The 20,514-nt window shown below is 64.8% G+C and carries 18 protein-coding genes and 1 pseudogene; 3 read left to right on the plus strand and 16 right to left on the minus strand.

Annotated elements, in window-relative coordinates:
- Nucleotides 1-115 precede the first annotated feature (115 nt).
- A complete protein-coding gene (locus tag ACQR3T_RS11240) occupies nucleotides 116-1,669 on the plus strand; it encodes a succinic semialdehyde dehydrogenase (RefSeq protein ID WP_032380906.1) in 1,554 nt (517 codons plus the stop codon).
- Between the two features lie 32 nt (nucleotides 1,670-1,701).
- Here the strand turns inward: ACQR3T_RS11240 and ACQR3T_RS11245 are convergent, their stop codons facing one another.
- From ACQR3T_RS11245 to ACQR3T_RS11270, 6 genes are all read right to left on the minus strand, one after another.
- Entirely contained in the window at nucleotides 1,702-3,105 is a 1,404-nt protein-coding gene (locus ACQR3T_RS11245; RefSeq protein WP_428693446.1) for a PQQ-binding-like beta-propeller repeat protein, read from the minus strand.
- Between the two features lie 106 nt (nucleotides 3,106-3,211).
- Nucleotides 3,212-5,242, minus strand: a complete 2,031-nt coding sequence (locus tag ACQR3T_RS11250; protein WP_428693447.1) for an MDR family MFS transporter — start codon at nucleotides 5,240-5,242, stop codon at nucleotides 3,212-3,214.
- Nucleotides 5,243-5,245: 3 nt separating this feature from the next.
- The gene (locus ACQR3T_RS11255) at nucleotides 5,246-5,731 is read right to left on the minus strand and encodes a MarR family winged helix-turn-helix transcriptional regulator (RefSeq protein WP_032380909.1); all 486 of its coding nucleotides are present in this window, start codon (nucleotides 5,729-5,731) and stop codon (nucleotides 5,246-5,248) included.
- A gap of 148 nt (nucleotides 5,732-5,879) precedes the next feature.
- Nucleotides 5,880-6,896 (minus strand): ABC transporter ATP-binding protein, encoded by a 1,017-nt coding sequence (locus ACQR3T_RS11260; protein WP_428693448.1) that lies wholly within the window; start codon nucleotides 6,894-6,896, stop codon nucleotides 5,880-5,882.
- An 11-nt stretch (nucleotides 6,897-6,907) separates the two neighbouring features.
- Nucleotides 6,908-8,566: an ABC transporter permease gene (locus tag ACQR3T_RS11265; protein WP_428693449.1), complete on the minus strand. Its 1,659-nt coding sequence runs from the start codon at nucleotides 8,564-8,566 to the stop codon at nucleotides 6,908-6,910.
- On the minus strand, nucleotides 8,532-9,554 hold the full coding sequence (locus tag ACQR3T_RS11270) for an ABC transporter substrate-binding protein (RefSeq protein ID WP_428693450.1): 1,023 nt from the start codon (nucleotides 9,552-9,554) through the stop codon (nucleotides 8,532-8,534). The genes ACQR3T_RS11265 and ACQR3T_RS11270 overlap by 35 nt, the downstream gene beginning before the upstream one ends.
- Nucleotides 9,555-9,954: 400 nt before the next feature.
- Here ACQR3T_RS11270 and ACQR3T_RS11275 point away from each other — a divergent pair, with 400 nt between their 5' ends.
- Nucleotides 9,955-11,049, plus strand: coding sequence for a hypothetical protein (locus tag ACQR3T_RS11275; protein ID WP_428693451.1), 1,095 nt, complete (start codon nucleotides 9,955-9,957; stop codon nucleotides 11,047-11,049).
- 30 nt (nucleotides 11,050-11,079) lie between these two features.
- On the opposite strand, the pseudogene ACQR3T_RS11280 reads toward ACQR3T_RS11275, so the two are convergent.
- A pseudogene (locus ACQR3T_RS11280) lies at nucleotides 11,080-12,441 on the minus strand (plasmid pRiA4b ORF-3 family protein).
- Between ACQR3T_RS11280 and ACQR3T_RS11285 the strand changes: the two are divergent.
- Entirely contained in the window at nucleotides 12,440-12,790 is a 351-nt protein-coding gene (locus ACQR3T_RS11285; protein ID WP_037152660.1) for a VOC family protein, read from the plus strand. The pseudogene ACQR3T_RS11280 and the gene ACQR3T_RS11285 overlap by 2 nt on opposite strands.
- Before the next feature lie 2 nt (nucleotides 12,791-12,792).
- Here the strand turns inward: ACQR3T_RS11285 and ACQR3T_RS11290 are convergent, their stop codons facing one another.
- From ACQR3T_RS11290 to ACQR3T_RS11330, 9 genes are all read right to left on the minus strand, one after another.
- Nucleotides 12,793-13,917 carry a TDT family transporter gene (locus tag ACQR3T_RS11290; RefSeq protein ID WP_428693452.1) on the minus strand — a complete coding sequence of 375 codons (1,125 nt, stop codon included), beginning with the start codon at nucleotides 13,915-13,917 and terminating at the stop codon, nucleotides 12,793-12,795.
- 68 nt (nucleotides 13,918-13,985) lie between these two features.
- On the minus strand, nucleotides 13,986-14,894 hold the full coding sequence (locus tag ACQR3T_RS11295) for a LysR family transcriptional regulator (protein ID WP_428693453.1): 909 nt from the start codon (nucleotides 14,892-14,894) through the stop codon (nucleotides 13,986-13,988).
- Between the two features lie 18 nt (nucleotides 14,895-14,912).
- A complete protein-coding gene (locus ACQR3T_RS11300; protein WP_428693454.1) occupies nucleotides 14,913-15,782 on the minus strand; it encodes a GIY-YIG nuclease family protein in 870 nt (289 codons plus the stop codon).
- Entirely contained in the window at nucleotides 15,766-16,959 is a 1,194-nt protein-coding gene (locus ACQR3T_RS11305; RefSeq protein ID WP_428693455.1) for a DNA cytosine methyltransferase, read from the minus strand. Before ACQR3T_RS11305 ends, ACQR3T_RS11300 begins: the two co-directional genes overlap by 17 nt.
- A 68-nt stretch (nucleotides 16,960-17,027) precedes the next feature.
- Nucleotides 17,028-17,981, minus strand: coding sequence for a copper resistance D family protein (locus tag ACQR3T_RS11310; RefSeq protein WP_428693456.1), 954 nt, complete (start codon nucleotides 17,979-17,981; stop codon nucleotides 17,028-17,030).
- 7 nt (nucleotides 17,982-17,988) lie between these two features.
- A complete protein-coding gene (locus ACQR3T_RS11315) occupies nucleotides 17,989-18,546 on the minus strand; it encodes a copper resistance CopC family protein (protein ID WP_428693457.1) in 558 nt (185 codons plus the stop codon).
- Nucleotides 18,543-19,208, minus strand: coding sequence for a YcnI family protein (locus ACQR3T_RS11320; protein WP_428693458.1), 666 nt, complete (start codon nucleotides 19,206-19,208; stop codon nucleotides 18,543-18,545). The genes ACQR3T_RS11315 and ACQR3T_RS11320 overlap by 4 nt, the downstream gene beginning before the upstream one ends.
- 47 nt (nucleotides 19,209-19,255) lie before the next feature.
- The gene (locus tag ACQR3T_RS11325) at nucleotides 19,256-19,777 is read right to left on the minus strand and encodes a hypothetical protein (RefSeq protein WP_428693459.1); all 522 of its coding nucleotides are present in this window, start codon (nucleotides 19,775-19,777) and stop codon (nucleotides 19,256-19,258) included.
- 14 nt (nucleotides 19,778-19,791) lie between these two features.
- Nucleotides 19,792-20,442: a DUF6474 family protein gene (locus ACQR3T_RS11330; protein ID WP_032380918.1), complete on the minus strand. Its 651-nt coding sequence runs from the start codon at nucleotides 20,440-20,442 to the stop codon at nucleotides 19,792-19,794.
- Nucleotides 20,443-20,514 lie beyond the last annotated feature (72 nt).

Consider the following 20,514-nt stretch of genomic DNA (forward strand, 5'->3'; position numbering starts at 1 on the left):
GTAGACCACTGCCCATCGTGCCACAGGATAGGCCGACTTCGACCCTGTGAACTGAGCCGAAGACCATGTAGGTTGTCTGTTACTCCGAACACTACTCACCAGTAGGGACATCGAAATGCCTGCACCGTCCGCCTCGACCTTCTCTCGGCTCGCTGATCTCATCGCCATTCCCGACGCCGAATCGCGGCCGACGAAAACCATCACCGAGGTGTTCACCGGCAAGGAGCTGGCGACCATCCCGGTCGGTACCGCTGCTGATGCGACGGCAGCGATTGCACGCGCACGCGCAGCTCAGGCGGCATGGGCCAAGCGCCCGGTGTCCGAGCGTGCGGAGATCTTCCACCGCTACCGAGACCTGGTGCTCGCCCACCGCGACGAGCTGATGGACATGGCGCAGGCCGAGACCGGCAAGTCCCGCGCCGCGGCTCTCGAGGAAGTTCTCGACATCGCGATGACCTCGCGGCACTACGCGCGCACCGCCGCGAAGCTGCTGGCACCCAAGAAGGTCACCGGAATGCTGCCGGTGCTGACCAAGACGCGAGTTCGATACCAGCCCAAGGGAATCGTCGGGATCATCTCCCCATGGAACTACCCGATGACCCTCGCAGTGTCCGACGCCATTCCGGCTCTGCTGGCCGGCAACGGAGTGGTACTCAAGCCCGACAGCCAGACGCCGTACTGCGCCCTCGCCTGTGTCGAACTGCTCTACAAGGCAGGTCTTCCCCGCGACCTGTTCGCCGTGGTGCCGGGTCCGGGTTCGGTGGTGGGAACCGCATTGGTGGAGAACACCGAGTACGTCATGTTCACCGGCTCCACCGCCACCGGGCAGCTGCTGGCCGAGCAGGCGGGACGTCGTCTCATCGGGTTCTCGGCCGAGCTCGGCGGAAAGAACGCCATGATCGTGGCCAAGGGGGCCAACCTTCGGGAGGTGTCCGACGCGGCCGTCCGCGCCTGCTTCTCCAACTCCGGTCAGCTCTGTATCTCCATCGAACGTATCTACGTCGAGAAGTCCATCGCCGCGGAGTTCACCGAGAAGTTCGGTCAGCGGGTACGCAACATGACCCTCGGAGCCGACTACGAATTCGGCGTCGAAATGGGAAGCCTCATCTCCGAGGACCAGATCAAGACCGTCTCGTCTCACGTCGACGACGCAAAGGTCAAGGGCGCGACCGTGATCGCAGGCGGCAAGGCTCGCCCCGACATCGGCCCGCTGTTCTACGAGCCGACGCTACTGGCCAACGTCACCGAGGACATGGAGTGCGCGGCAACCGAAACCTTCGGCCCGCTGGTCTCGATCTACCCCGTCACCGACGTCGACGAGGCGATCGAGAAGGCCAACGACACCGAGTACGGACTCAACGCCAGCGTGTGGGCCAAGACCAAGGCGCAGGGCGAAGCCATTGCGGCGCGGCTGCATTCGGGCACCGTCAACGTCGACGAGGGCTACGCGCCGACGTGGGGAACCACCGGTGCGCCGATGGGCGGCATGGGCGTGTCCGGAATGGGCCGCAGGCACGGCACCGAGGGCCTGCTCAAGTACACGGAATCGCAGACGATCGCTACGACGCGTCTGCTCAATCTCGGCGGACCGCGGGGACTTCCGCCGAAGTTGTGGGCGAAGATCATGCCGCCGTTCGTCAAGGCGCTGAAGTACATCCCGGGTCGGTAGACAGGACGCGCAACCTCGACGACGAGGCGGTTCTACGTCTTCCGTAGGACCGAGATGCTCAGGGCCCTGCTGTAGATCGAGTCGAAGTCGATCGAGTCGGCATCGACTCGATCGAACGTCGGCCACGACTGCAGATCGATTCCCTCGTCGTCGAGTGCAGTCGTGGGTATGTCCCACACGGTGTTTCCGGTTCTGACGTCGATGCCTCGTAGTACCTCGGGGCCGAAGAGAGTGGCGACGTCGCCGTCCAGTGCGCCGACCTCGGCGAATCCGCCGGACTCGCGACTCCACAACGTGGCTCCGGTGTCGAGGTCGATTGCGGATTCGGTGGCCGTGTCGTTGTTGCGGAGCAGCGCCACCGAACCTGCGACGGCATAGGCGAGCCCGTTCGTTTTCAGGAAACTCGCGGCGGGTTGGGAGATGTCTGCTGGAACGGCCCAGACCAGACCGTCGTTGGTCCACACCGGATCGGGAATCGACGGTCGGTATCCGCCGGTGCCGAGAAGTGTTGCTACCGACTCGGCCGGGGAATCGAATGTCGGTTGCTGCAGGGTGACGGAATCCGTTGCAGCGAGCGCGGTTCCTTCGGTATCGACGACCTCCGAGCCCGTGACCGTGCTGGGGTCGGCGCAGTCGGTGCGTACCACCCGAACTCTGCCGTCGAGCGAGGCAGTGCCGGACCGGGCGCAGTCGGGTGCTGTTCTGGACCAGAGGTTGTCGCCGGTGTCGAGGTCGAAGGCGAACAGACCCTGATCGTCGTCGAACAGTCCGATTCCGTTCTCCGTGTGCAGCGTGGAGGCGTAAAGCGACTGCGCCGAGTCGAACTGCACCGACCAGTCGGCGTCGAGAGCGTCCGCGGTGCCGCGCGATACTGTTGGCTCGGCACCCTCGTCCGCCGCATGCGAGGTGTAGACGCGGCCGCCGGACGTCGTCAGATTCGTGATGGGAAATGCTGCGTCACGAGTGGCCGATTCTCCGGATTCGCCGTCGACAGTGAGGATCTCGGAATCCGAGCTGCCGTTGCTGCGATAGCAAACGATCTGTCCGTCGACGAATTCCTTGCCGCAACCCACGATGTCGTCCGCGGGAACACGCCAGCGCACCGCGCCGTCAGCGATGTCGAGACCCACCAGGGCGGCGTCGAGGTACTCCCGTCCGTCCGGACGGCCGAAGAGGGTGACGACCGTAGACCCGTCGGTGATGGAGCCGGATTCCATCGAGTCGGTCGTGCTGCCTCGCACGGGATCGCGGAATTGCCCGTCCGACACGTCGAGGTCCGAGGGCGACAGGGTCCATCCCAGACCGGGTGCCGCGCCGGTGGCACCGTCGACCGGTGTGCCGGCCGGAGGCGGCTGTTTCTCGGCCGCGCACGCCGCGCAGGCGATGGCTGCTGCCAGGAGCACCGCGGCGGCGGACAACTGGGAACGACGTGTCATGGAAGGTGCTCCCGGGAAAAAGGTGGGCGGTCTGTTCTGCCAGCATAGAGAACGAAAATTCCCCGCACTCCTGACGGGGTGCGGGGAATTCTTCTTCGTGCTGGGCCTAGTTGACGCTGTGGCCGTTCAGTCCGGCATTCGCATAGTGATTGCGGCTGTCGGGAATGTGGTTGTCTCCCAACACCCGAGCGATCTGCTCCTCGCTGAGTCCGAGGCGACGAAGCCGCTCGCACACTGCGTCGAAGTCGATCATCTTCGCGTCGAGTTCCTGTTGCAGTGCAACAACTTCGGCGCGAATGGTCTCGGCCTCGTCGAGTGCGGCCAACGTGTCCTTGGGCTCGGGCAACAGCAGGGCGAGTAGTCGATCACGTGCGTCGGTGCTCAGACCCTCGAAGGGTCGCTGCCCCGGCTGGGCCTCGTGCCGACCCTCGATGCGGCGACTCTTGATGCGACCACTCTCGATGCGACGATCGCTTTCGTACTCTGTCTCGTAGTCGGTCGAGACGTACTCCTGAGTTGCACCGAAGGACGGGATCTCGGCGAACTGATCCTTCGACTCCTCCACCGGTCCTGTTGCGGGAGTCGAGGCAATGTCGATCGTCTGGCGCAGTGGACGATTCGGAATGAAGATCACTGCGATCAGCGTGACGATTGCAACGAAGCCGGCGATCATGAAGATGCGTCCTGTCGCATCACCGTAGGCGGTGCGGATGACGCTGACGATCGGTGCGGGCAGTGACGTCAGATCGAGCGACCCGCCGCCGCTGGCCGAGCTGTCCACGCCGAGCTGCGCCAAGCCGCTGGCCGACTTCTCGGCGACCCGGGTTGCGAGTAGCGAACCGAGAACCGAGACGCCGATCGCGCCGCCGAAGGTACGGAAGAAGGCGACCGTCGACGATGCCGCACCGACGTTCTGCACGCTGACCGTGTTCTGCACTGCGAGAACGAGATTCTGCATCAGCATGCCGGTACCCAGGCCGACGATGGTGATGAAGATGCCGACCGTGACCAGGCTGGTGGCGTGATCGATCGTGCCCAGGAGCAGGAATCCGACGACCAGCAGAACGGAACCGGTGACGATGAACGGCTTCCACTTTCCGAACTTGGTGATGAGCTGACCCGAGCCGACGGAGGCGACGAGCATGCCGAACACCAGTGGGATCGAGAGCAATCCGGCTTCGGTGGGGGTGTAGCCGCGAGCGGTCTGGAAGTACTGGCCGAGGAAGGTGGTGGCTCCGAAGAGGCCGACACCGACGGCGATGGACGCGACGATGGCCAGGCCGGTGGTGCGCTCGGTGACGATCTTGAGCGGGATGATCGGCGACTTGTGCCGAGCCTCGACGATGATCGTCAGGACGAGCAGCAGAACTCCGCCGCCGACCAGGTAAGCGGTCTCACGGGAGATCCAGTCGTAGTAGTCCGCCTTGCCTGCGAACGAAACCCACACGAGGAGAACGGAAACGCCGGCGGTCAGCAGCAGTGCGCCGAGCCAGTCGATGGAGACGTTGTCCTTGCGGACGGTCTTGATGTGCAGTGTCTTCTGCAGCAGGCCGAGGGCGATGACAGCGAGCGGCACGCAGACGAAGAAGCACCAGCGCCAGCCGAGGGGGCTGTCCACGATGACGCCGCCCAGGATGGGGCCACCGGACATCGACACGGCCATGACAGCGCCGGTGTAACCCGAGTAGCGACCGCGATCACGCGGGGAGACGATGGTGCCGATGATGGCGATGACGAGTGCCGTCAAACCGCCCATGCCGATGCCCTGCACCACACGAGCGGCGAGCAGCAGCGGAACGTTGTGGGCGAAGCCGGCGATCAGCGAGCCGGCGACGAAGATGACGATCGCGCTCTGAACCAGGACCTTCTTGTTGAACAGGTCGGCGAGCTTGCCCCAGATGGGCGTCGACGCGGCGTTGGCCAGCAGTGCGGTGGTGATGACCCAGGCGTACGCGGTCTGCGAGCCCTTCAGGTCACCGATGATGGTCGGGAGTGCGGTCGAAACGATGGTGGTGCTCAGCAGCGCGGTGAACAGCGCGGCCAGCAGACCGGTGAGGGCCTCGAGGATCTGGCGATGCGACATTGCATCGGGATCGGCGACTGCCTGATTGGGCGGATTCTCCGCTGTTGTGGTCATGTCTTATCTCGCAATCAATTCAATGCGGGCCACGTCCTGGTGCTGGGCGTGGGCGTCTTCGGTGAACGTGTCGTTGAGCTTGCGGATGGAATCGAGGGCATCGAGTGCCTCGGTTTCACTCCACTCGCTCAACATCTCTGCCAGGCGTCGTGCTCGCCTGTCCCAAATCTGTTTCAGTCGAGCCTGACCTTCGTCCGACACGCAGACCCGGGACGCCCTTCGGTCGTCCGGATCGGGATGCCGATCGATGTAGCCGAGGTCGACGAGGTCCGCGATCTGCCGGCTGAGGGCGGACTGGCTGACGCAGAGCCTGCTGGCGAGGTCGGTCTGTCTGCATTCACCTTCGGTCGCGAGGATGGCCAGAACTCCGGTCAGCGCCTGCGGCAACGGTGAATCCTCGACTCCGGTGGTCACGGCCCGCTTCAGCGTGCGCCCGAAGAGGAAAACCTCTTCGACCAGCGACTCCGCTGTCGTGGATTGAACTGCCATGAGTACTCCAACACTGAGTTCGATTTACTTGCTGTCTGCAACCATATATATACATACATGCGCTAAGCAAATAATATTCCTGTCTGGTGAATCACAGTGACGGGTCTGCTGGGGCTCGGGGGGGCGAACGATCCGCGGTCGAGAGTGTTCAGTGCGCGTAGAAGAACGACCGCCGGACGGTCATGGCGACGGTCTCGCCCACCTGCGGGCGCGGTCCGCGAACCGAGATGCGGAAGTCGACGTCGCCGCTGCGCACCAGCACATCGCTGGCATCACGTCCGAACAGCGAGGAGGTCACGGTGCCACTGATGTCGCCGTCGGACACGATCTCGATGTCGGTCGGCAGGACCGCGAGTGTCCCGGGTCCGGTGCCGTCGGATGCCAGTGTGAGGGAGCCGGAGGTGAAGGTGCCGTGGGCAACGGTACCGTCGACGAGGGTGGCGTCGGACAGGAAGCGGGCGACGAACGCCGACTTCGGGGCACGCACCACGTCCTCGGGTGTACCGACCTGCGCGATGGTGCCCTGATCGAGGACGACCACCCGGTCTGCGAGGGCAAGGGCCTCGGTGCGATCGTGCGTCACATGTACGACGGTCAACCCTGCTGCGCGCGTCAGAGATCGGAGTTCGAGACGAAGCCGATCGCGCAGCGGCTCGTCCAACGCCGAGAGTGCCTCGTCCAGGAGCAGCGCCCGCGGCGACGAGACCAGGGCGCGAGCGAGCGCAACGCGTTGCCGCTGGCCACCGGAGAGAGTTGCCGGGTCCCGCTTCTCGAGCCCCGGCAGCCCGACGAGCTCGAGCACGTCGGCTACCTTCTTCGTACGCTCCGATTTGGATACCTTGGCCAATTCGAGCGGGTAGGAGACGTTTCGGCCGACGGTGCGGTGCGGCCACAGTGCATGCTGCTGGAACACCATCCCGAGCTTGCGAGCCTCGGGAGGCGTCGAAACGTGTTTGCTTGCCACAACATCCGGGCCGATGGAGATGGAACCGGCGGTCGGCGTGAGGAAGCCGGCGACAGTGCGCAGCAGCGTGGTCTTCCCCGAGCCCGACGGTCCGACGAGTGCGACGAACTCTCCGTCGGCGATGTCGAGATCGATTCCCTCCACGCCGACCGTGCCGTCGTGGTAACGGAGGCCGAGATGTTCGATCGTGATGGCAGACATCGGATTCCTTCTTATCGGCGTCGGACTTGCGGGCGTCCGGCTCGGGTGGAGGCGACCAGGCCCAGACCAGCGAATCCGACGAGCGCGACGAGTAGGGACAGTGCAGAGGCGGCGTTGTAGTCGCCGGCCTGCTGCAGGTTGAATATGGATACGCCGAGGGTCTGTGTGCCCGGAGCAACGAGGAGCACCGACATGGTCAGCTCGCGCACTGCAGTGAGGGCTACGAGCACCGCTCCGGTGACTGCGGCGGGGATCGCCATCTTCCACGGCACGTCCCAGAGCGACCGAAGATGTGATGCGCCGGAGGATCTCGCGACTTCTTCGAGGGCCGTCGGCGTGGAACTCAGTGGCGCACGGACGGCTTGGACGACGATCGCGAGGAACGCCATGACGTAGGCGCACAGGATGACCCACTTGGTGTCGAACAGTCCGGTGTAGCGTCCGATGATCAACCAACCGACGGCGATGACCAGGCCGGGAATTGCCTGCGGCAGCATGGCAGCCAGGTCGAGGCCGATGTTGTCGCGAGATCGGGTGCGGGTGGTGAGCACGCCGATGGCCAAGCCGAGGAATCCGCAGACGAGAGCCGCCCCGAGGGCCAGCGTCACCGAATTCTGAATGCCCACCAGGGTTCCCGGTGCGGTGACGGCACTTTCGATACTCTGCAGCGTGAGGTTTCCCCAGGTGAGCGGTACGCCGGGGGCCGGCAACAATGCCTGAGTTGCCAGCGCCAGGATCGGCAGCACCGTCAGGGCCAGCCCAAGGATCCATGCAGCGACGCCTGCTGGAATTCGACTGCGGCCCAGCGGAAGTAACTGTGGGGCCGTGACTGCGCCGTCCAACTGAATCGATCGGCGACCGAGAATGCGATCGATCGCGACTGCGACCACGGCGAGCGCGAGGAGTCCGATGCCGATGGTCGAGACCACTTCGAGCGGTCGATCGACGGTGCCCGACTGGATGTATCGGTACACCATGGTCGAGAGCGTGACGTAGCGCTCGGGCAAGCCGATCAGGGCAGGAATGCCGAAATCCGCAAGATTGGATACGGCCGTCAACGTCAGTGACGCCAGCAGGGCCGGTCGCAGCAGTGGCAGCGTGACGTCGCGCATGGCTCGGAACGGAGATGCTCCGGCAATGCGAGCCGCCTGTTCCAGATCACCGGGTACGCGTCGGAGCGCGGCCGAAATGATCAGGTACGCAAGCGGGTACGAATGGACCGTGAGTAGGAAGATCACCCCGTCGCCGCCGTAGATGTTCCACAGCGGACCGCCGCCGAACGTCTCGTTCCAGAACGAGTTGATCATTCCGCTCGGGCCCAGCAGGCCCGTCCACGCGATCGCGCCGACGAACGGCGGAATCAGCAACGGGCTGAGCAGAATCAGACGTAGTACCGAGCGACCGGGCAGATCGATGCGATCGAGAACGAGGGCCATGATGGTCGCGATCGCCACCGCAGCGGCCGCCGACAGACCTGCAGATACGACGCTGTTGGCCGCCGCCGAGGCGATTCCGCCGTCGAGCAGCTCCTGAATGTGGTTGCCACCCAGACCGATCGAGACAACCGCGGCCAACGGTGCGCCGATCAGAGCCAGGACGGCCAGCCACAGGCAGGCGCGTACCCAGGTGACGCGGTCAGCCAAGAAGATCGTTGAACGTGGCGACGGCATCGGGCTGCGAGGCGGTGATCGTGTCGAGGTCCGGGTTCAGCAGTGCGATGTCGTCGAGAGAGGGCGCGCCCTCGGGCGTGCCGACATCGGACCGGACCGGCAGGTACTGCTGTTCGACGGCGATCTCCTGACCGCGCTTGCTGACCAGGAAGTCCACGTACTTCTGTGCAGCCTCCTGGTTGGCCGAGTCCTTGAAGATGCCGGCCGGCTCGGAGATGTACGGGACACCGTCGGTGGGATACGACGCCGCGATGGGCGAGCCCTTCTCGGCCAGCTCGCGCACCAGGTAGTCGACGACGATCCCGACCGGCTGGGTGCCTGCGGCAACCGCCTGAGCGACGGGGCCGTTGCTCTCGGCGACCACGGGTTCGTTGGCGACGAGGTCGGTGAGCCACGGAAGCCCGAGGTCTTCCTGGCCGAGCCACACCGCGGTGTTGAACGCTGCGGCGCCGGACACGTCGGGATTGGGCAGCGTGATCTTGCCCTTGTACTGGGGATCGGCCAGTTCTTTCCACGACGTCGGTGGCTGCGAGACGGCCCCGGTGTTGTAGGCGATGACCGTCGGGATGATGCGGGTGCCCACGTAGTAGCCGTCGGGATCGACGACGTTGGGATCGAGCGCATCGACGTCGGCCGGGGTGTACTGCAGCAGCAGGTCGTCGGCCTTGTACTTCTCGAACGTCGGAGCGTCTGCGGCGAGTAGTACGTCGGCACCGATGGAACCGGTCTGCCGTTCGGAGGCGATGCGCGCGTTGAGATCGCCGGTGCCCGCGCGGAACACCTGCACATCGATGCCCGGATTCTCGGCGGTGAACTCGGCGTTGAGAGCATCGATCTTGGCCTGTGGCTCCGAGGTGTACACCGTGAGGGTGCCGCTGGCACCGTCTCCGCCGGCCTCGGGGGCCGCAGGTTCGGAGCAGGACGCAAGGGTGAGAGCAGCTGCGAGACCGAGGATTCCACCGGCGGCGACGCGAGAAACGATGTTCACTTCAGACTTCTCCTGAGAAATATCGAGCACGGAAGCTGCTCATGCTTCCGACCGTAACCGACGCGCTGACGTGTGTTGTGGGAACCGCACATGTCGTCGGGGTGAACGAATCGATGGTTTCAGGGGGTGCCGATCTGGACCAGTTCTTCGATGCCTCGAAGATCCTCGACTTTCGGGTCATCGGCCGAGCACCGTGGATCAGATCGCCCGCAAGGGCCGGGTCGTGTTCCGAGTCGAGACGTCGGCTACGTCGACGAAGTTGTTCCATTGTCTTCGCTCTGCCGGACCCAACAAGATGCTCGGTCGTCCTGCGACCGTAATCAGCAGCGACTCGCCGGCCTCCGCTCGCTTGTCGTACCCCTCGCCTACTCTCTCGACCACACACATCCGGGGGGACATCATGAGCAACCGCAGATCGCGTAGCAGAAAGACCAGTCGCGAGGCCCACAGTCAGGCTCAGCGTGAAAGGGAACCTCTTTTCTGGCCGAGCGCCCTTCTCCACTTCTCCGATTGGCTGGTCGAGAATGCCTGGGTCGCAGATCAGTTGACGGCTTTCGCGACAGCTATGACAGTCGATCGGTCGGTCCGCGAGCGGAACGTGAGCGTGTACGGCGCAGATTTTCCGATCGACATGTTCTGTCTCGATGATCACGAGTACTTCGACCTCGATGAGTATGAACGGTCGCCGTGGGAGCGCGACGAGATTCGCCGCGCCATCGATCTTTTCGGCACGTTCGTCGTCGCCGAACGGTTGTCGCCATCTCAGAACGAAGAGATCTCGAGAGAGATCGGGTCCTCGTCTGCATTCGCGCCGGTGCCCAGTTCTCCGATATCGCCGGGGCGCTCGAGCCCACTCAGTACACCGATAGTGGTCTCACTCCTGCAACGTTTGGCAACGTGGGCTGCGACTGAGCGCCGCGCGCCATCGGCCCGAATCGACTACTGGGACGACTCGGCCGAGATCGTTGCTGCGCTTGGGATTCCTGGTTTCGACAGTATCGCTACACAACCTGACTTCATGGCGATGGTGAACTATCGATCGGTGTTGGATACCGCCCGTAGGGTCGGTGTCCTCGAGAACGCGGGCCAGATCTATACCCGCGGACCCGAAGCCTGTGCTTGGGTGGTGTCTCCGAGCGCGGACCGAACTCGCGCCGCCGTGGTCGAGGCGTACGCATCCTGCTTGACGCCTGTCTACGACTCCGGCGATGATTCTGTGCAGTCCGAGCTCGTGGCAGGCTCGGCGTTGGCGACCACCGTGCTCGTGCGCAGCCTCGTCGGTGATCCGGTGGGGGAATCCGACGGTGTGGTCCTGGGAACGATGTCCGACAGTAAGGTGATTCAGACCGTCGCGACACTCCGGTTCATGTCGATGTTCGACCTCGGATTGCTCGTCAAGGTGAACGACAAGTTCTGCGTACCTGATCCTCTGGCCCCGCTTCTGCTCGAGGCGCTCGATCGTGACCGTGTGCGGCGCAAAGGGCTCGCAGCGTGACCTGATGAGCGTCCGGTAGCTCATACTGGTTCACAAACCGAGTGCGTGTACGGCAAAAGTGCGTCCCCAATCCGGTCCGGTCCCTTCACGACCCAAGGTCGATGGCACAGCGCCGATCACAGTGAGGAAGTCCAAGGTCGGTCGAGCGAGGTACTGGGCGTAGCGTCTTTCGCTCTCGGGGACTCGCCATCCGATGCTCTCGAGGCTTCGAAGGATCAGCGAATTGCGTTCGGTCGGAGAGCAACCCCCTGCAACCGCCACCAGGAGCAGCAGGCCTGCATCCTTCTCGTACTGCTCGCGTCCGAAGGGCATCCGAGCCGCGGCGTGCGACCACAGGCGGACTGGGTCGGTGGCCAGGGTGTTGCCCAAACGGGTGCGAAGTAGCCGTCCCTTCAGCACACGAACCAGTCCGAGTTGCGTCACAGCAGCCCGAAGCCAGTGCACCTGCTGATGGTCCACCTCGCGGTTGGAGTTTCCGAACCATTCAGCACCCCACTCGAGCTCTACACGCATCGCAGCAATGTCTCTGGGCGGGAGATAGCCCGCAGCAGTGAGCGTGATTCCCTCTGCGCCCACCCGCGCCAGCATCCACGTCAACTTATCCATTGCCGATGCCGCCGCTGCGGGGTCCACCTGTGCCACATCGAAATCGACGCGTGCGAGGACATCGGGCAGATCGGGGTGATACTCGAGGGGCCCGCGCTCGAGAAGCGAGCCGAGTTTGGGTAGCCGCTCGTGTACGCGGCCGGCCAAATCCGTTACGGCGCGCCGCAACGCGATTCTGTTGTTCGCGTCGGCCACCGCGAAGCGCTCCTCGAAGCTGCCCGCCCACTGCTTCATATGGTTGTGCTCAGGATGATCGGTGTCAGCGAGAACCTTCAGCAGCTCGTCGTAGCCGGACGTACCACCGGAGTCCTCGGGTGGGCAGGCGCGGTCGCCGTCGAGGCAGGTTGCAGTACCGGCAACGGCCGATCTTTCTTCGACGACCAGGTGGTGTGTCTATCCGTCACCGAAGTCGTACTCGTACCCGAGACGATCCCCGACGGCACCGAGGACTTCGTCCACTCGCACGCCGTCCTCGAGCGTCCCGGCGCCGTCGTCCCACTCCTCGAGCGCGGACTTCATCTCGTAGCGTCGACTGGTTCGATAGGGATCGTCGCCGACGAAGAACATGTGCAGGTGTCGGTCTTCCCAGCCCATGACGTCTTGGATGACGTCGTGTAGCTCGGGCAGTGTGGCGTCGGAATTGACGGTGAACCGCCGCCACACCGCTGGTTCGATGTCGGCCAGAGTCACCTTGATCGTCAGCATCGAAACATCTTCCACCATGTGCGAGATGCTCGTCGCGAACGTCCCCGCGGGGACGCTTTCTGAGCGATACAGTCCAAACATGGACGTTGTGCGCGCGATGCCCCTGCTCACGGTCACCGATCTCGATGCGACGCTGGACGCGTACGTTCAGGTCACCGGCATGGAGGTCGTCATGAACCACGGTTGGATCGCGACGCTTGCTCCGGCCGGCGACAGCTCGGCGCAGCTGAGTCTGATCACCACCGACCCCACCGGACCGGTGAACCCGTCGGCGTCGATCGAGGTGGACGACGTCGACTCGGCCTATAGAGCTGCAGTCGACGCGGACCTCGAAATCGTCTACGAGATCACCAACGAGGAGTGGGGCGTACGCCGATTCTTCTTCCGCGATGCGGGCGGCAATGTGGTGAACGTGCTCGCTCACATGTGAGGTCAGTTGGGGTGCAACAGGTTCCCTCGTAGAACACCTCGAACGGTGCGGGTGGCGACGGTGATCCAGGCTGCGAGCAGTGCCGCATACAGCACTACGGCGAGGGCGTGAACGAGACCGAAATCGAGGGCACTACCCAGGGCAGTCGCTCCGGTGACGCAGGTACCGATGGGGAACGTGAACGACCACCACGTCAGCGAGAATTCCATCTTTCTACGCGCCGCGTACACGCTGAGTGCGGCGGCGAGCGCGAACATCAGCACTCCGAAGCCGCCCATGATCAGCCCGTAGCCGATGCCGAACACGTGCAATCCGACGGCGATCGACGCCTGTGAGCCGGTGAACACCATCGATGCATCGGTGCCGAGTAGGTTTGCCGCAGTGATCGACTGACCGATCAGTCCCAGCGTGATCCACACCGTCGGAGCCGCGTCGACGGGCGGTAGACCGCCGTGCACCAGACGTCCGTAGATCAGCGTCAGCGTGATCATCCCGATGATCAACGACAGTCCGAACATCGCGTAGCAGGCGCACAACAGAGCCAGCCGCCACTGACCCTCGGGCAGGTGCGGAAGCAGCAACGCCCCGGTCGATGCCGAGACCATCGGCGGAACGACGGGCATCAGCCACGCAGGCAGGGCTGCGACGTCGCGGTGATCGGCCGCGGTGATCATTCGATACGGAACGGCGACGCTGGTGAACAGGCCCGCGAGTGTTCCCGTGATCCACAGGATGGCGAACAAAGCGGTCGACGCCGAGGGGCCGAGCACATCGGCTCCGAGGAGACCGGCGCCTGCACCGACGGTCAGCAGTGCCATGGGCGGGGCTCCGTAGAACTGCACCATCACCGGATGTCGTGCGTACTCGACGGCCCGGTCGCGATGGCCGATCCAGTGCAGCGCGAAGGCGGTGCCGATGACGAACAGCGCCGCAGCGGCACAGACCCAGACCGTGACCGCGAAGATGTGCAGAGCCGGGAACTGCACCGGCAACGTTGCGGCTGCGGTGGCGACGATGCCGGTCCCCATCACCGCGGCGAACCAGTTGGGGGTGATGTGCTCGAAGGTTCGGCGGTGCGTATCGGTTTCGGTCTCGGTCGAGATCGGGGCGGGGACGGTCACGGTCATGTGTTCAGCCTGCGCGGTGCCGCGCTCGGTCGGTAGGCACCGGATTGTTGACCGGTCATAACGTGGGGTTATGGCTGTGTCTTCGCCGCCACAGCCAGCAACTCTGCGGCCGGACCGGTCGGGATACGACCGGACGGCCAGATGGCCCTCAACTCTCGGCGCAGCGTCAGCCCTGGGATCGGCACCTGGATCAGCGTTCCTGCGGCCAGCTCGGGTGCAACGGCCAGTGAGCTGAGGACGGCACCGCCGATTCCTGCGCCGACAGCCGATTTGATCGCCGTCGTCGACGAGACCTCGAGGAGCGGAGCCGCCGGTTGCCCGAGTCCCGCTGCGGCCAAAGCGTTTTCGTAGGCCGAGCGCGTGCCCGAGCCCGTCTCTCGCGTGACGAGTGCGGTGGCGACGATCTCGGGGGCGGTGGGTGGGGTGCTGACCCACGCGTGTCCCGGCGGGACCACGAGCACCAATTCATCGATGGCCATCGTCCGATGATCGAGACCTGCAGGTATTTCGGGACTTTCGATGAAACCGATGTCTGCGCTACCTGCCAGCACCTTCTCGGCGACCACCGTGGAGTTGCCCGAACTCAGGGTCGGCACTATGTGCGGAAGCTGCGCATGCAGCGTGACCAGCCAGCGTGGCAGAAGATACTCTGCGACAGTCTGACTCGCAGCGATCTGCACGTGGCCGATGCGTTCGGCGTGCAGCGCGGCGATCGCGGTCGCCAAGTCTTCGGCCGACCGGACGACCGGTGCGGCCCAACTTGCGACGAGCTCGCCGAGCTCGGTCAGCACCGCTCCGCGTGCGCCCCGTTTCAGTAACGGCGCACCGACACGACGCTCCAGCGCACGGATGCGTGAACTTGCGGCCGGTTGCGACATGCCGTGCGCTCGGCCCGCTCGACCGATGCTGCCGAGCTCGGCCACCGACAGCAACAGATCGATGCTGGTGAGATCGGCAACGTGAGGGGGAAGCGGCACAGGGCGAGCCTACTTTCGTCAGTAATCGCTGAAGAGGTCCAGCTCGCCCTCGGGCTCGGCGGCGTCCTCGGACTCGATCGCATCTTCCGTGTCCTCGGGATCGTCAGGATCACTGCGCTCGTGCAGCACCGAACCCACCAGCGCGGTGACGTCGATGGCTGCGGGATCGGGGATCGGATGCCCCTCGACGAAGGCGAGTCGCTCGGCAGACAGGTACGCCAGCCGCACCGCCTGCACGACGAGGACGCGTCGCAGGCCCTCGGACACCTCTCCACGTTCACGAGTGACGGCGGCCAGACGCGAAATTGTCTCGGCGCGGCGCGCGATACGGATGTCGGGGTGCCCGCGCTCGCGACGCGTCTGTTCGGAGATCAACGACCGGCGCAGCGACGCGGGTAGTGCGATGGGACGCGAGACCGGCGGAATCTTCTCGTTGAGGATCGCTTTGTGTCGCGATTTGTCGATGGCTTCGAGGTACGCCGTGTACTCGTGGGCATTGAGATCTTGCTCGGCAGCGCGGAATTGCTCTGCGCCATCCGACTTCTTGAGGTCCTCGTACTGCCACAGTGGCCAGATCTCGATCTCCGCGACTTCGAACACATCGAGCACCCGCATCGCGACGGCGTCGGTTCGCTGGTTGGTCAGATGTCGTTGCACTCGGACACTGAGCTTCTCTTTGGTCTGTCCCACATAGATCGGTTCGCCGTCGTAATCGTAGAACGCGTACACGCCCCACTTGGCTGCCGACCACATTCGGCCTCGATGGTCTTTCTCACTCAGCACCTCTCGCAGCGCCGTGCGAAAGGACTGCACGTCGTCCGCAGGCAGGGTGCTCTTTCGCGGTGCGACGGCCGACGCCCGAAGTGAGGACTTACCGTGACTGGACATGTGCCGCAGCAGAATTCAGGGTCGTCGAATTGACGAGAGATCCGGTGACGAGCGGCATCAGATAGTGCTCGGCGAGCCACGCGACCACAGGAACGCACACCGCATCACCGAAACCGAAGAGCGCCTGATTGTTTCGCAGGCCGTCGAGCGTGTACTCACCCGCACCCATCAGGCGGGCGTACTCGACCGGCGTCATCCAGCGCACCTGCAACCGGCCGTTCCCCATCTTGACGACCGCCTGCTTCGAGGATCCGCCGCGGGCAGTACGGAGGCAGCCGGAGATGTCGTCGGGTCGAGCCTCCCACACCGCGACGCCGTTACGAGTACGGCGGTAGGCGGTGCGGTAGCTGACCTTGCGGGCCTTCTTCAGAATCTCGATGCGCTGCAACTGAATCGGCGACAACGACTGCACGAACGCCGCGGTACGGTCGGCATCCCACCACCGCGAGTCTCGGTAGTCCATACGCTCGACCACATCACCGAGACCACTGGTCAACGGAATGGGTGGACTCGGTAGCGGTGCTCGATGCGTCAGCAACGTCGAATCGCCGTACACCGCCTGCAGCCAATCGGGTCGCAGCTCACTGTTGGGATCGCGGGCGTCCTCGGGCGGATTCTGCGCACCGATCAAGAACAGGCGCGGACGCGATTGCGGGACGAAGCGTCGAGCATCGATGGTCAACACATCCACCGAGTAACCGAGCTCGTTGAGCTCCCGGACCGCCGCAGCCAGATCGTCTCCTCCGTGACTGGTGGCCAGGCCGACGACATTCTCGAGCGCGACCACCTCCGGGCGCGCGGCACCGAGTTCACCCAGCACCCGGGTGAAATGCCGGAAGGTCGACGAGTTTTTGCCCGCGAGACCGGCCCGGCCACCGGCCAGTGACAGATCGGTGCACGGAAACGATGCCCATGCCAACGACAAGCCCTCGGGGAGATCGTGACCGCGAGTGGCAGCGACATCGCCCAGCTGAAAATGGCCCGCATCGTCACCGAAGTGCTGGCGATACATCTGGTGCTTGTCACGCTCGATGTCGTTGGCCCAGCGCACCTCGAAACCGGCCTGCTCCAAGCCCATTCGGACGAGACCGATGCCGGCGAAGAACTCTGCGACCGTGGGGATACCGTCGACCGAGGACGCCGAAGAACCACCCGGCACCACAGTCAACTTCGGCATGCACCCAGGCTAGTACAGACTCCCGACAGACTGACCTGTCCGGTCATTCCGCAGGCTCCACTCCTGCCCTACGCCGTGGTTGCCAGTGCCGCCGCCAGGCCGAACGCGACCGCCAGTAGACACACATGCGAGGCTGCGCGGCCCAGCGAGTACTCCACGGTGGATCTGTGCGCGGCGGCGCTGGGCAACCACGTACGGCGGATTCGGTTGGCCACCGCGACGAGGATCACGGTGATCAGGACCTTGGCGAGAACGATTCGGCCGTAACCGGTCTCGCCCGCTGCGGCGATGTTGTCCAGCTTGAGGACCGCGTCCAGCACGCCGGTGCCAGCGACTGCAAGTACGCACCAGAAGGCGATCCTGGAGTAGACCGGCAGCAGCGTCGCCCAGGCGGATTTGCTCCGCAGACTCAGCGCCATCGCACCGAGAACGCCGAGCCACACCGATGCGAACAACACATGCACCGCAACGGCAATGGAGCCGAACGCAAACTGTGACATGTGTCCGGTGATCGGGCGCGCGACAAGGGCGAGGGACGCCAACACGATCACCGGAATCGGAGACCAGTCTGCCTCGCGTCGATAGCCGGCCACTCCGATGGCGCACAGGGCAAGCGCAAGAATCACCGTCGCCGTCCCCAGTCGACCAACCGAGATCTCGGTCGCGAACGAGGTGAATACGCTCGGCGACAACGTCAACGGAGTGCGACCGGCAGAATCTGCAGCGGCCGCGATGAGCAGAACGAACTCGGCAACCGCCCACAGCCCCGACAGGAATCCGATCGCTCGCCACATCACCAGCGGGTCGACGGCGTGGCGACCGGAATCGGAATTGCCGTCCATGACAGCGAGAACGCCGAACCCCAACACGACCGAACCCGAGGCCACCGCAACCACCCGCAGCCACGACGACCCGCCGGGGAAGGTGGGGTACGCGAGCGCGAATGCGGCCGCCACCCCCAGCAACGACGCGGCTGCGGCGGCGAGCACGAGCCGAACGCTTCTCTCGCTCACCGCAGCCATGTCGGTCCTACTTCTTGGTCTTCGGCTTACGCAGGGCGAATCCCAATGCCCCTGCGAAGGCCAGAACGGCAACCACGATCAACACGATGTGTTCGTAGCCGCCGAGGAACCCGCCCTCGGACTCTTCCGAGGTGCCCGACGCGTCGGCCGGTGCCCCGGGCGTTCCCGAACCCTCCTGAGTCAGCGTGAACGTCGCAGTACCGCTCACCGGATGACCGTCGGCCGAGGTGATGCGATAGGCGAGGGTGTATTCGCCGGTCGGTCCCAGCTCGCCGACATCGACGACGACACTCTGGCCCTCGATGCGGGCGTCGCCCTTCGACCAGATGTTGCCGTCGGGTCCGACGACGTTGAGCGTGGCGAACTGCGACTGCGGTACCTCGTTGAACGTCACCGAGGCCGTGGCCGGAGACGCGTCGAGGGAGGAGCCGTCGGCCGGGCTGTATCCGGTGACCTGCGAGTGCGCCGACGCGATGGGGGCGGCGATCAGCAACGTCAGCAGCGCTACGAACAGTGCCTTCGCAGAAAAGGTCAGCGCCTTCGCAGAAAAGGCCAGCGCCCTCACGAGCGCCGGGCCCGGATCGTTGCGCCGATGCCGAGGCCTGCGCCGACGGCTCCGAGCACCAGTCCGACGCCGGCGAGCCAGCGAGCGGTGTTGTCGGAAGTCGACGCCTCCGACGATGCCTCGGCGGTCTCGGTGGTCGCAGACTGCATGCCACCGTGCGCCTCGCCGCTGGCCGCGGCGAGAGTCAGAGTGGGCGCAGGCAATTCGGGCTCGCTGCCGTCCTGTGCCATGGGCTCGTTCCACTCGACGACCTCACCGTCGGTGTAGGTCTGCGTGGCCGGGAACGAGACGGTCTCCTCCTCGGGCAGCGGCCCAGCCGAGAGCAGGAACTGCTGGAACTGACCGGGGCCGACCTCGGCGCCGGGGTTCGCCGTCCACGTCACCGACACCGCGAGATCGGCCGAGTCCTTCTCGACGGTGGACGTCCAACCCGGGATGGGCTGCGTACGAGCAGAATTGAGGCCCGGCAGGGTGACCTTGACCGAACTGGTCGAGGCGGTGTCGGACTCGGTGGGAACACGGAACGTCAGCACCGAGTAGCCGCCCTGTTCGGCGTCGGGAGCAGAGACGACGACGTGTGCCGATGCCGCGCCTGCGCCGATCAGCAACGCGCCGAGGGTGGCCCCGGAAACGAACAGGACACGGGAAAGAGAGCTCTTCATGGGTATTGGGTCATTTCTGTGTGGAGAAGTGCGGAATGGGATATCGGTCAGTACGCCGATATCGGGGGTCCGCGACGAGAAATGGCCCAGTCCAGCGCGGTGCCGTGTATCGGCGGCAACGCAACGGAGAATCGGACGCGACCGACGGCGGAACCGTCGGGCAGGGGAGTGAGGAGCGCGAGAACGGCGCGGACGATGGATGTGATCGGTCCGTAGAGGCGTTCGGCGGCGGCGATCAACAGCGCGGCGACCACGGACGCGGCCGCGTGGAAGGCAATCATCGCTGTGCTGGGGAGTAACGAGTGGCTGTGCTGCATGCCCGACATGTCGCTCAGGCTCAGTGCGATGTGGGCGAGAAGTTGGCCGCCCATCAAGGCCGGGAGCAGTACCGTCGACCGTCTCGGTACTGCCGTCATGGCCCCGACGCCGATGCTGACGACGACAAGCAGAGTCAGGGCGGCTCCGTCGGGCCAACCGCCGCCGGCCATGCCGTGCGCGGCCACCGCGAGCGCCGCGGTGACGCTACCGACAGCTCCGCCGCGCAGTGGTGCGGCGGAGGCGTCGGTCATCGGTTGTTCAGGGGTCAGCGCACGCCGAGGCGGGCCAGCAGATCGGCTTCGATGCCGTCGAGCTCTGCGGAGATGGCCGCGTGGGCGGTCTTGCGGCGAGCGGGCGGCATCTGCTCGGATGCACGCACAGCGGTCGTCAGATCGTCCAGGCGCTCGCTGATCGCGGCACCGAAACTCTTGGTTTCGGGATCGGAGTGACGCGCACCGATGGTGCTCAGCGACTTCTCGGCCCCGGCGATGCGGGCACTGAGCTTGCCGCCGTGGCCGGTGTATTCGCTGAGCTGATCCGGCGTGACACCCATCTGCTGTGCCTTGCGGTTGTCCAGCTGCCCCCGGACGACGGTGGCCGCGCGGTAGGCGATCGGAGCGAGCACCGGAAGCAACAGCCGAGCGATGCCGAGGTACTTACGGATCTGCGCCACGTTGAGCGTGCCCTGAGCGGCAGCTTTCTGCTGCGCCCGCAGAGCCGACACCTGCGCCTTCTCGACATTCTTCTGCGACTTCGCCTCCACCGCGCTGAGCTTGCTCTGCGCCTTGGCGATCGACTTCAGCTGCTTGCGCTCGTTCTTCGCGCCGAGCTTCGCTTCCAGAGTGGCCTTGTGCTTGAGAGCCTTGGCCTCTGCCTTGCGAGTGGCACGACCCTTACGCTTACGGAACAAACCCATCGACAAGGCTCCTGACATGTACTGCTCGGCGGAAACGGTGCGTTCCACACAGCCTATCGGGCGCTGATCTGT

The organism is Rhodococcus sp. IEGM1428, assembly GCF_050321865.1.
In the GTDB taxonomy this organism is placed as follows: Bacteria; Actinomycetota; Actinomycetes; order Mycobacteriales; family Mycobacteriaceae; genus Rhodococcoides.

What these genes read in the sequence shown, in the direction of transcription:
- ACQR3T_RS11275 (WP_428693451.1), top strand. Translation starts at nt 9,955, where the DNA reads ATGAGCAACCGCAGATCGCGTAGCAGAAAGACCAGTCGCGAGGCCCAC.
- ACQR3T_RS11240 (WP_032380906.1), top strand. Translation starts at nt 116, where the DNA reads ATGCCTGCACCGTCCGCCTCGACCTTCTCTCGGCTCGCTGATCTCATC.
- ACQR3T_RS11245 (WP_428693446.1), bottom strand. Translation starts at nt 3,105, where the DNA reads ATGACACGTCGTTCCCAGTTGTCCGCCGCCGCGGTGCTCCTGGCAGCA.
- ACQR3T_RS11250 (WP_428693447.1), bottom strand. Translation starts at nt 5,242, where the DNA reads ATGACCACAACAGCGGAGAATCCGCCCAATCAGGCAGTCGCCGATCCC.
- ACQR3T_RS11305 (WP_428693455.1), bottom strand. Translation starts at nt 16,959, where the DNA reads ATGCCGAAGTTGACTGTGGTGCCGGGTGGTTCTTCGGCGTCCTCGGTC.
- ACQR3T_RS11330 (WP_032380918.1), bottom strand. Translation starts at nt 20,442, where the DNA reads ATGGGTTTGTTCCGTAAGCGTAAGGGTCGTGCCACTCGCAAGGCAGAG.
- ACQR3T_RS11300 (WP_428693454.1), bottom strand. Translation starts at nt 15,782, where the DNA reads ATGTCCAGTCACGGTAAGTCCTCACTTCGGGCGTCGGCCGTCGCACCG.
- ACQR3T_RS11285 (WP_037152660.1), top strand. Translation starts at nt 12,440, where the DNA reads ATGGACGTTGTGCGCGCGATGCCCCTGCTCACGGTCACCGATCTCGAT.
- ACQR3T_RS11325 (WP_428693459.1), bottom strand. Translation starts at nt 19,777, where the DNA reads ATGACCGACGCCTCCGCCGCACCACTGCGCGGCGGAGCTGTCGGTAGC.
- ACQR3T_RS11255 (WP_032380909.1), bottom strand. Translation starts at nt 5,731, where the DNA reads ATGGCAGTTCAATCCACGACAGCGGAGTCGCTGGTCGAAGAGGTTTTC.
- ACQR3T_RS11320 (WP_428693458.1), bottom strand. Translation starts at nt 19,208, where the DNA reads ATGAAGAGCTCTCTTTCCCGTGTCCTGTTCGTTTCCGGGGCCACCCTC.
- ACQR3T_RS11260 (WP_428693448.1), bottom strand. Translation starts at nt 6,896, where the DNA reads ATGTCTGCCATCACGATCGAACATCTCGGCCTCCGTTACCACGACGGC.
- ACQR3T_RS11310 (WP_428693456.1), bottom strand. Translation starts at nt 17,981, where the DNA reads ATGGCTGCGGTGAGCGAGAGAAGCGTTCGGCTCGTGCTCGCCGCCGCA.
- ACQR3T_RS11265 (WP_428693449.1), bottom strand. Translation starts at nt 8,566, where the DNA reads ATGCCGTCGCCACGTTCAACGATCTTCTTGGCTGACCGCGTCACCTGG.
- ACQR3T_RS11290 (WP_428693452.1), bottom strand. Translation starts at nt 13,917, where the DNA reads ATGACCGTGACCGTCCCCGCCCCGATCTCGACCGAGACCGAAACCGAT.